General features: G+C 72.2%; 10 protein-coding genes. 8 read left to right on the top strand and 2 right to left on the bottom strand.

Annotated features, from left to right (window positions below):
- The 3 genes from atpD to MLY01S_RS02125 all read left to right on the top strand — a co-directional run.
- Positions 1-1,404, top strand: a 1,404-nt coding sequence (gene atpD, locus MLY01S_RS02135; protein WP_067188869.1) for a F0F1 ATP synthase subunit beta, incomplete at its 5' end; no start/stop codon positions are given.
- Positions 1,405-1,409: 5 nt separating this feature from the next.
- On the top strand, positions 1,410-1,685 hold the full coding sequence (locus MLY01S_RS02130) for a F0F1 ATP synthase subunit epsilon (RefSeq protein WP_067188842.1): 276 nt from the start codon (positions 1,410-1,412) through the stop codon (positions 1,683-1,685).
- 27 nt (positions 1,686-1,712) lie between these two features.
- Positions 1,713-2,129, top strand: coding sequence for a DUF2550 family protein (locus tag MLY01S_RS02125; protein ID WP_067188841.1), 417 nt, complete (start codon positions 1,713-1,715; stop codon positions 2,127-2,129).
- Between the two features lie 103 nt (positions 2,130-2,232).
- Here MLY01S_RS02125 and nucS read toward each other — a convergent pair whose 3' ends face one another.
- Positions 2,233-2,928: an endonuclease NucS gene (gene nucS / locus MLY01S_RS02120; RefSeq protein ID WP_067188867.1), complete on the bottom strand. Its 696-nt coding sequence runs from the start codon at positions 2,926-2,928 to the stop codon at positions 2,233-2,235.
- A 209-nt stretch (positions 2,929-3,137) separates the two neighbouring features.
- Here nucS and MLY01S_RS02115 point away from each other — a divergent pair, with 209 nt between their 5' ends.
- Positions 3,138-3,485, top strand: a complete 348-nt coding sequence (locus tag MLY01S_RS02115) for an Rv1322 family protein (RefSeq protein ID WP_067188840.1) — start codon at positions 3,138-3,140, stop codon at positions 3,483-3,485.
- Positions 3,486-3,540: 55 nt separating this feature from the next.
- Here MLY01S_RS02115 and MLY01S_RS02110 read toward each other — a convergent pair whose 3' ends face one another.
- Positions 3,541-4,881 (bottom strand): AI-2E family transporter, encoded by a 1,341-nt coding sequence (locus MLY01S_RS02110; RefSeq protein ID WP_245232030.1) that lies wholly within the window; start codon positions 4,879-4,881, stop codon positions 3,541-3,543.
- A gap of 272 nt (positions 4,882-5,153) precedes the next feature.
- Here MLY01S_RS02110 and MLY01S_RS02105 point away from each other — a divergent pair, with 272 nt between their 5' ends.
- From MLY01S_RS02105 to MLY01S_RS02090, 4 genes are all read left to right on the top strand, one after another.
- Positions 5,154-6,143: a co-chaperone YbbN gene (locus tag MLY01S_RS02105; protein WP_067188837.1), complete on the top strand. Its 990-nt coding sequence runs from the start codon at positions 5,154-5,156 to the stop codon at positions 6,141-6,143.
- A gap of 178 nt (positions 6,144-6,321) precedes the next feature.
- Positions 6,322-7,092, top strand: coding sequence for an ABC transporter ATP-binding protein (locus MLY01S_RS02100; protein WP_067188835.1), 771 nt, complete (start codon positions 6,322-6,324; stop codon positions 7,090-7,092).
- Positions 7,083-8,834 (top strand): Tat (twin-arginine translocation) pathway signal sequence, encoded by a 1,752-nt coding sequence (locus tag MLY01S_RS02095; protein ID WP_245232031.1) that lies wholly within the window; start codon positions 7,083-7,085, stop codon positions 8,832-8,834. Before MLY01S_RS02100 ends, MLY01S_RS02095 begins: the two co-directional genes overlap by 10 nt.
- Before the next feature lie 89 nt (positions 8,835-8,923).
- Positions 8,924-9,265, top strand: a complete 342-nt coding sequence (locus MLY01S_RS02090) for a DUF3039 domain-containing protein (protein ID WP_067188833.1) — start codon at positions 8,924-8,926, stop codon at positions 9,263-9,265.
- Positions 9,266-9,271: the final 6 nt, after the last annotated feature.

Below are 9,271 nucleotides of genomic sequence, written 5' to 3'. Positions count from 1 at the left end.
GGGCGCGTCGCCCGCGTCATCGGTCCGGTGATCGATGCCGAGTTCCCCGCCAACGCCATGCCGGAGATCTACAACGCGCTGACCGCTGAGCTGACCCTCAACGGCCAGACCCGCGTCGTGACCTTCGAGGTCGCCCAGCACCTGGGCGACAACATGGTCCGCGCGATCTCCCTGCAGTCCACCGACGGCCTCGTCCGCGGCGCCCAGGTCACCGACTCGGGCGCACCGATCTCCGTGCCGGTCGGCGACGTGGTCAAGGGCCACCTGTTCAACGTGCTGGGCGAGACCCTGGACACCCCGATCGACTCGCTCGACGTGACCGAGCGCTGGCCGATCCACCGTGCCGCCCCGTCCTTCGCCGCCCTGGAGGGCTCCACCGAGATGCTGGAGACCGGCATCAAGGTGATCGACCTGCTGACCCCCTACATCAAGGGCGGCAAGATCGGCCTGTTCGGCGGTGCGGGTGTGGGCAAGACCGTGCTCATCCAGGAGATGATCACCCGTGTGGCCCGCAACTTCGGCGGCACCTCTGTGTTCGCCGGCGTCGGCGAGCGCACCCGTGAGGGCAACGACCTCTGGGTCGAGATGGACGAGGCCGACGTGCTCAAGGACACCGCCCTGGTGTTCGGCCAGATGGACGAGCCGCCGGGAACCCGTCTGCGCGTGGCCCTGTCCGCGCTGACCATGGCGGAGTACTTCCGCGATGTGCAGAACCAGGACGTGCTGCTGTTCATCGACAACATCTTCCGCTTCTCCCAGGCCGGCTCCGAGGTCTCCACCCTGCTGGGCCGCATGCCCTCCGCGGTGGGCTACCAGCCGAACCTGGCGGACGAGATGGGTGTGCTGCAGGAGCGCATCACCTCGACTCGCGGCCACTCCATCACCTCGATGCAGGCGGTCTACGTCCCGGCGGACGACTACACCGACCCCGCCCCGGCCAACGTGTTCGCCCACCTGGACGCCACCACCAACCTGACCCGTGACCTCGCCTCGCGTGGCCTGTACCCGGCCGTGGATCCGCTGGCATCGACCTCGCGCATCCTCGACCCGCAGTACGTGGGCCAGGACCACTACGACACCGCGATCCGCGTGAAGCAGATCCTGCAGAAGAACAAGGAGCTGCAGGACATCATCGCGATCCTCGGCGTCGACGAGCTCGGCGAGGAGGACAAGATCACCGTGGCGCGCGCCCGCAAGATCGAGCAGTTCCTCTCGCAGAACACCTACACCGCGAAGCAGTTCACCGGTGTCGAGGGCTCGACCGTGCCGATCAAGGACACCGTCGAGGGCTTCAAGGCCATCTGCGACGGCGACGTCGACCACATCGCCGAGCAGGCCTTCTACAACGTCGGCGGCATGGACGACGTCGAGCGCGAGTGGGCCAAGATCCAGGCTGAGGGCTGATCGTCATGGCAGAGCTGAAGGTGGAGATCGTCTCCGAGGAGCGCTCCGTGTGGAACGGCACCGCCTCTGCGGTGTCCGCACGGACGATCGACGGTGAGATCGGCATCCTGCCCGGCCACACCCCGCTGCTCGCCGTGCTCGGCGACGGTGAGGTCGTGCTCCGCACCACGGACGGCTCCACGGTGACGGCCCACGCCACCGGTGGATTCTTCTCCGTGGACAACGACCAGGTCGTCATCGCTGCCACCAGCGCCCGCATGGGCTCTGGGAAGCAGGACTGACCCGCTCACCCGCTGGGATCCGAACGCATGAAGGGCCCGGTGCTGGTGATCGCCGCAGTGGCGGCAGGAGCGATCCTGCTGGCCATGTGGCTGATCCGGCACCGGGCCCTCATGGCGTCTCCGGGGACCTTCCCCGCCGTCGGCACGGACCGCCGGGGCCGGCGTCACCGCGTCGTCGGACAGTACGACGACGACACCCTGCGGCTGTTCCGCAGCTACTCCTGCAAGGTGCGGCCCGCCTGGTCGGCCCAGCGCTGCGGCATGGACCTGGAACGGGTGCATGCCGACGACCTTCCGGAGACCGCCGTGCGCGTGCGGGTCACCGACTCCACGGCGAGCTTCACGCTGGACCTGGACCCCGCCGACGCCTCCGGCCTGCGCGCCTGGATCGAGGCCGGCCCGTCCCAGGCGGTCCAGCCCTGGTGGAACTCCGGCCGCCTCTGAGCGGCGCCTCGCCCTCCCGGCGCCGCAGATCTGCGGCACGGAGCGATCAGGTCTGCGTGGTGGACGGGCTCTCTCACGTGCACGGCTCCGGGCCGCAGCGGCGTCAGAACAGGCGGGCCTCGGCGTCGTCCACGCCGCGCATGGCGTCGTAGTCCAGGGTCACGCAGCGGATGCCGCGGTCCTCCGCGAGTGTCCGTGCCTGCGGCTTGATCTGCTGAGCGGCGAACACGCCCGTCACCGGGGCGAGCAGAGGATCGCGGTTCATCAGCTCGAGGTAGCGGGTGAGCTGCTCCACCCCGTCGATGTCTCCTCGGCGTTTCAGCTCCACGGCCACGGTCGCGCCCTCGCCGTCACGGGCCAGGATGTCCACGGGGCCGATCGCCGTCATGTACTCGCGGCGGACCAGGGTCCAGCCCTCGCCGAGCGTGGTGATCTGTTCGGCGAGCAGGCGCTGCAGGTCCGCCTCGACGCCGTCCTTCACGAGTCCGGGGTCCACGCCCAGGTCGTGATGGGTGTCCGAGTGGATCTGTTCGAGCAGGACCACCAGGCGGTCGTCGCTCTTCTTCGCCTGTACCCGCCAGACCTCCTCGATGCCCTGAGCGGCCTGGTCCGCGGTCGGTTCCTCCACGTGGAGGGTCGCCGGAGGGCTCATCCAGTTCAGGGGCTTGTAGGAGCCGCCGTCGGAGTGCACCAGCACCGAGCCGTCGGCCTTCACCATGAGCAGGCGGGTCGCGGTGGGCAGGTGGGCGTTGAGACGGCCCTCGTAGGTCACGGAGCAGCGGGCAATGACGAGACGCACCCGGCCAGTGTAGTGGGAGAGCGCGGCTGCGCCGGGCCTCACGTCGGGCTGCATGCCGAGCTTCGCGCCGGCCTCGCTCCGGGCCTCACTCCGGGCCTCACTCCGGGCCTCACGTCTGGCTGCATGCCGGGCTTCGCGCCGGCCTCGCTCCGGGCCTCGCTCCGGGCCTCACGCCGGGCCTCACGCCGGGTGTGTGCGAGCATGGAGCCATGCCCCGTTCCCCGCAGCGCCGCCGTCGCGGCGGCTCCTCCCGTGCGCGCCCGCCCGGCGGCCGGAATCCCGTCGGCCCCGGCCGCGCGGATCGGCTTGAGGAGCTGCTGGGCCTGGACACCGGCTACAGCCACCAGACGGGATCGGACGGGGGCTGGCATGTGCGGCAGGTCCCGGCTTGGCGTGCGGTGAAGGACTACACCTGTCCGGGCTGTGGGCGTCGGATCCCGCAGGGGGCCGCACACCTGGTGGCCTGGCGCAGTGACTGGATCATGGGGGACGAGGACGCCGGGGCGGAACGCCGCCACTGGCATCCGGTCTGCTGGCGGACGCGTCACTCGCGTTGAGACGGGGCCGTTACAGCGTCTCCTCGCCCGGCGCCGAGCGGCTGCGCCCGGCGCCTCAGCGACGGTCCTGGCGCGGGATGTACACCTCCCGCACCAGGATCATGACGGCGGCGGCGGTCGGGATCGCCATGAGGGCTCCCAGCACGCCGAGCAGCGTGCCTCCGGCGATCACGGCGATCACGGCCATGGAGGCCGGCACGGCGACGGCACGGGCCATGACCCTGGGGGAGACCACGTAGGCCTCGATCTGCAGGTAGACGAAGTAGATGGCGGCGAAGAGGGCCGCGGTCTGCCAGTCCACGGTCAGGCAGATGCCCGTGATGATGAGACCGCCGATCATGGCGCCCACCAGCGGGATGAACGCCGTCATGCCGGCGAAGAACGCCAGCAGCGCGGCATAGGGTGTGCCGGCGATCGACATCGCCACGAAGGCCACCGTGCCGTTGAGCAGGGCCACGAAGGACTGGCCCATGACGTAGTGGCCCACGGAGGAGGTGATCTTCTCCGCCAGGTATTCCACGCGGACGCGGCGCGAACGCGGCGCCAGGCGGTAGAGCCAGTACTTCATGGCCGGCAGCGAGGCCAGGAAGTACAGGGTCAGCACGAGCACCACGAGCGTGGAGAACGCCGTGTTGATCAGGAACTGCCCCAGTCCCACGAGCCCTCCGAAGACCTGGCTCCAGGCGTTCTGGTCCTGGACGAGCTTCTCCACCTGGCTGTCCACGGCGTCGCGGATCTGGAACTCTCGATCCAGGTCGTGGAAGATCGCCGAGCCCATGACGTCCTCCACGATCTGCGGCACGGCGTTGACGAACTCTGCGGACTGCTCCACCACCGTCGGCACCAGCAGCGACAGGAACGCGGCGGCCAGTCCGGCCAGTCCGAGGACGGCCGCGAGCACGCCGACCGGGCGCGGGGCGCCCCAGGACTCGATCTTCCGCACGATCGGGTCCAGGCCCAGCGCGATGAACAGCGCGGCCAGGATCCAGACGATGAGCTCCCAGTTGGCCGAGAGCATCCAGAAGATCAGCAGCGCCAGGCCGACCCCGGCCGTGAGCAGGAAGCCGGAGGTGACCGGGGCACGGAGGACGACGGCCGGTGCCCCGTCTCCCACGCGCTCGCCCGGGGCATCCGCACGGCCGGTCACGACGTCGGCGCCCGCCTGCGCGGTGACGCCGCCGGGCTCCGTGGCCGGCTCCGGCACGTCGTCGACCGTGAACTCCATGCGGCGGGGGCGGGGGAGCCGGCGGCCGAGGCGGCGCAGGGTGCCTCCGCGCCGGGCCGCACGCACGGCTCGGGAGGCCCGTCGGCCGTCCTGTCGTTCCGTCGCGGCTCGGGTCTGTGCCTCGGCGGCCGTCGGGACCTCGGATCCGCTGCGCTGGTGCTGTTCGTCCACGCGGTCAGGGTACGCCAGCCGGTGGCCCGGACCACACCGGGTCTCACCCGGCCCCAGGATGCCGGACGGTGCCCCGACCCGCCGTGCACGCTGTCGGCGAATCCGCCCTCGCGTCTCTCGGCAGCGCCGGGGCACGGCGCTACCGTGGGACTCCATAGCCGTCTGAGCCTGCCGGAGGTCCGCGACCGTCGGCACAGGCGGCGGAGACTCCGCACTCTGATGACCCCGCCCCCCTGATGACCCCGCTCCCTGATGAAAGGACCCGCTCCGCCATGAGCATCCCGCACGCCGAGCAGCCGTCCGGCGCAGACCGCCTGCGCGGCGCCGTCGACCTGTCCTCCCTGGCCGCTCCGGGCACGGCGCCCGGCGGTGGGCCGGGCGCCTCCGCCCCGGGGACGTCGTCGCCCGCCGCCGCAGATGCCGCATCGGAGGGCTCGTGGGTGATCGAGCAGGCCGACCAGCAGGTGCTGCAGCAGCTCGTGCAGCTGTCCGCCCAGGTGCCGGTGGTCGTGCTGCTGCACGTGCCGGGGGACGAGACCTCGGAGCAGCTGCACACGCAGTTCGCGGACGCGGTGGACGGCCAGGCCGGTCGCCTCGTCATGGGACGTGTGGACGTCACGGCCGAGCCCCAGCTGCTGCAGGCGTTCGGCATGCAGGCCGGCCCGGCCGTCCTGGCCCTGGTGGCCGGCCAGCCGGTGCCGTTGGCCAACCAGGTCCTGCCGGCCGACGCGCTGGAGAAGCTCGTCGGGGAGATCCAGCAGGTGGCGCGGCAGAACGGCGTCTCCGGCCAGGTTCCGCCCGTGGCCCCGGCCCGCGCCGGCGCCGGGCAGCAGGCCTCCGCGACGCCGGTGCCGCCGCTGCATCGTCAGGCCCAGGAGGCTTTGGCCGCCGGCGACTGGGAGGCCGCCGTGGGCGCCTGGGAGAAGGCCCTCAATGACAACCCTGCGGACACCGCCGCCCAGCAGGGCCTGGCCTCCGCGAAGCTCATGCGCCGCACCGCGGACATGGACGCCGCGGCCGTGCGCCAGGCCGGCGCGGAGAATCCGGACGACGTGGCCGCCCAGGCCGCCGTCGCGGACCTGGACCTGCTCGGCGGCCATGTGGAGGACGCCTTCCAACGCCTGGTCCGCTTCATCGCCCTGCACCCCGGCGAGGACCGCGAGCCGGCCCGCGCGCACCTGGTGGACCTCTACACCGTGGTCGGATCGGACGACCCGCGCGTCCAGGCCTCCCGCCGCAAGCTCGCCTCCGCGCTCTTCTGAGCCCGTCGGCTCCTCACGGAGCCGGCTTCCCGACGACGGCCGTCGGCCTGCCGAGGCGGGCGGCCGTCATCGTGCCCGGCGGGGCCGAGACGACGGGGAGGCGAGGCTCCGGTGAACACCCTGATCTCCGTCCTGAGACGGAGTCGGCGGAGGCTGTGCGCCCGCTAGCGTGGACGCCATGCGAGCAGAGAACGCCCCGGACCCGGACTTCGCCCTCGTCGCCCGAGCGCTGACCAAGCGCTTCGGCGACCGCCTCGCCCTGCAGGGTCTCGACCTGGACGTGCCCGCCGGCTCGTTCTTCGGCGTCGTCGGCCCGAACGGCGCCGGCAAGACGACCGCCCTGTCCATGGCCACCGGCCTGCTGCGGCCGGACCACGGCCGGGCCTGGATCCACGGGGTGGACGTCTGGCAGCGGCCGCGCGAGGCCAAGTCCCGCGTCGGTGTGCTCGCGGACGGTGTGCGCACCTTCGATCGCCTCTCCGGCGCCCAGCTGGTCACCTACGCCGGGCTGCTCCACGGTCTGGACGCGGACGTGGTGGCCGCACGCACGGCAGACCTGCTGCGGGTCATGGATCTGGCCGACGCCGGCCGCAAGCCCGTGGTGGACTACTCGGCCGGCATGACAAAGAAGGTGCTGCTGGCCGCGGCCATGGTCCATGCCCCGGACGTGCTGGTGCTGGACGAGCCGTTCGAGGCCGTGGACCCGGTCTCCGCCGCGAACATCCGGGACATCCTGCACAGCTACGTGGAGCGCGGCGGCACCGTGATCGTCTCCAGCCACGTCATGGACCTGGTGCAGCGCATGTGCTCGCATGTGGCCGTCATCGCCGAGGGCAGGCTCGTCGCCTCCGGCACCGTGGACGAGGTCCGAGGCGGCCAGGACCTGGAGGAGCGGTTCGTCGAGCTCGTCGGTGGCCGCCACGCCGGCGAGGGGCTGGCATGGCTGTGACCGGCACCGACCGTACCGACGGCGTGCCTGCAGCACCGGACGCAGCGGCCGGCCGGGCCGGCTCGGGCACGGCAGCACGCTCCCTCGGCCCGGACGGCCGTCGCGCCCCCGAGATCGGCCTCGGCCGGGCGGTCGGCATCCTCGTGCGCCTGCGCTGGGCCCTGATGGTGTCCGGCTGGCGCCGCTCCACCGCCACGTTCGTGTTCAGCATCATCGGAGTGCTCTACTTCGGAGGCCTCACCCTGCTGGCCTCCGCGGCCGTGGTCTTCGCCCCCGCGCCGGAGTCGATGGCCCTCCGCGCCGCCGTGACCACCCTGTTCTGCGCGGGCCTGGTGCTCGGCTGGTCGCTGGTCGCCCCGTTCATCACGGGCGTGGACGCCACCCTGGACCCGCGCAGCTTCCAGCCCTACCCGATCCGCCGCCTGCCGCTGGTCACCGGTCTGCTCGTGGGCACGCTCACCACGCCGCAGGGTGTGCTGACCCTCGTCTTCGCGCTCGCCGTGGGCGTCTCCTGGCGGGACCACCCGGCCGCCCTGCCCTGGGGCCTGGCCGGCGGCGTCCTCACCGCGGCCACCGCGCTCGCCCTGGCCTACGGCGTCACCGCCGTCCTGTCCTCCTACACCGGGCAACGGCGCATCCGGGACATCGTCTCCGTCCTGGTCTTCATCCCGCTGATGCTCGGCGGCGTGGTCCTGAACCGGATCGTCGACTCCTTCGACCAGCTCGTGGCGCTGGCCGAGCCGGTCGCCGCGGTGCTCGCCTGGACCCCGTTCGGGGCCGCCGGCGCCGCCGCCGGCGCCGCGGCGTCGGGCGCCCACCTGACGGCCGCCGTCCACCTGGCGGTCGGCCTGGCCTGGCTGGCCGCCGCCGTCGCCCTGTGGGCGTGGGGCCTGCAGCGCACGGTGGAGCCCGTGGCGGAGGTGGGCGGCCGTCGTCGTGCCTCCTCCGGTGACGCGACGGCCCGGGAGCGGCCGCTGCGCTGGATCGGCCGTCCGGCCACCGGCCCCGTCACGGCGATCGCCGCCCGGTGCCAGCGCTACTGGTTCACGGACCCGCGCTACTCCGCCACGCTGGTGGTGGTGCCCCTGTTCGCCGTGCTCCTGTGGTTCCTCGGCAGCCGGGGCGACGTCGGGAGCGGACCGCTGATCCCCACGATGCTGCTGCTCGGCCCGATGATCGCCTGGACCATGGGCGTGGCGGTCTCGGCGGACATCGCCTACGACCACACCGCCTTCCACCACCACGTCACCGCCGGTGTGCGCGGCGCGGACGACCGCTGGGGCCGCGTGCTGGGCATGGGCGTCCTCGGCGTCCCGGCCACGCTGTTGGGCGCGGTGGGCTCCGTGGCGCTCTACGGGATGTGGGACCACCTGGCCGTGGTGCTCGGCGCCTCGGTCGGTACGCTGGCCTGCGTCACCGGCATGGCCAGCCTGCTCTCGGCGCGCCTGGTCTACGCCGTGCCCAAGCCCGGCGACTCACCGTTCGCCACGCCGCAGGGTGCCGGCATGCGGACCGTGGTGGTGCAGATGGCCTCGCTGCTGCTGTCCCTGCTGATCACCCTGCCGATCACCGCGTGCGTGGTCGCCTACCTGCTCCTGGGCATGACGGCGCTGTGGGGCGCGGTCACCCTCGCTGTGGGCCTGCTCTGGGGTGGGGGAGTGCTCCTGCTCGGCGTGCGCCTGGGCGGGCGTTGGCTGGACCGCACCGCTGCGGAGACCTATCAGACGGTGGCGCGGTTCTGAGCGCGCACTGCACGCAGCCCGGGCGGCGCGGGGGACCCACGTTCCACACGGGCGGTGTCCACCTCCGGCGGGGTCGTAGAATGTCCGGCATGACTCTCCCCGGCGAACCGAACCAGAACGATCCGCTGTCCACCTCCGGCGGCGGCACCTCCGTGCTCGAACGTCAGGAGCAGGAGCAGCTGATCGAGCCGGGCGACCACGAGCGCTTCGCGCACTACGTCCGCAAGGAGAAGATCATGGAGTCCGCCATGACCGGCGAGCCCGTGATCGCGCTCTGCGGCAAGGTGTGGGTGCCGGGTCGCGACCCGAACAAGTTCCCGGTCTGCCCGCAGTGCAAGGAGGTCTACGACGGCCTGCGTGACCCGCAGGACGGCGGCGACGGCGGCTCGGGCGGCGGCAAGCGCGGCTGGTTCGGCAGGAACAAGGGCTGATCAGCG

Source organism: Micrococcus lylae NBRC 15355, assembly GCF_001570885.1.
Lineage (GTDB): Bacteria > Actinomycetota > Actinomycetes > Actinomycetales > Micrococcaceae > Micrococcus > Micrococcus lylae.
The sequence above is the reverse complement of the archived record's forward strand: the minus strand, read 5'-3'. Positions and strand labels throughout refer to the sequence as shown.

What these genes read in the sequence shown, in the direction of transcription:
- MLY01S_RS02130 (WP_067188842.1), top strand. Translation starts at nt 1,410, where the DNA reads ATGGCAGAGCTGAAGGTGGAGATCGTCTCCGAGGAGCGCTCCGTGTGG.
- MLY01S_RS02125 (WP_067188841.1), top strand. Translation starts at nt 1,713, where the DNA reads ATGAAGGGCCCGGTGCTGGTGATCGCCGCAGTGGCGGCAGGAGCGATC.
- MLY01S_RS02115 (WP_067188840.1), top strand. Translation starts at nt 3,138, where the DNA reads ATGCCCCGTTCCCCGCAGCGCCGCCGTCGCGGCGGCTCCTCCCGTGCG.
- MLY01S_RS02105 (WP_067188837.1), top strand. Translation starts at nt 5,154, where the DNA reads ATGAGCATCCCGCACGCCGAGCAGCCGTCCGGCGCAGACCGCCTGCGC.
- MLY01S_RS02100 (WP_067188835.1), top strand. Translation starts at nt 6,322, where the DNA reads ATGCGAGCAGAGAACGCCCCGGACCCGGACTTCGCCCTCGTCGCCCGA.
- MLY01S_RS02095 (WP_245232031.1), top strand. Translation starts at nt 7,083, where the DNA reads ATGGCTGTGACCGGCACCGACCGTACCGACGGCGTGCCTGCAGCACCG.
- MLY01S_RS02090 (WP_067188833.1), top strand. Translation starts at nt 8,924, where the DNA reads ATGACTCTCCCCGGCGAACCGAACCAGAACGATCCGCTGTCCACCTCC.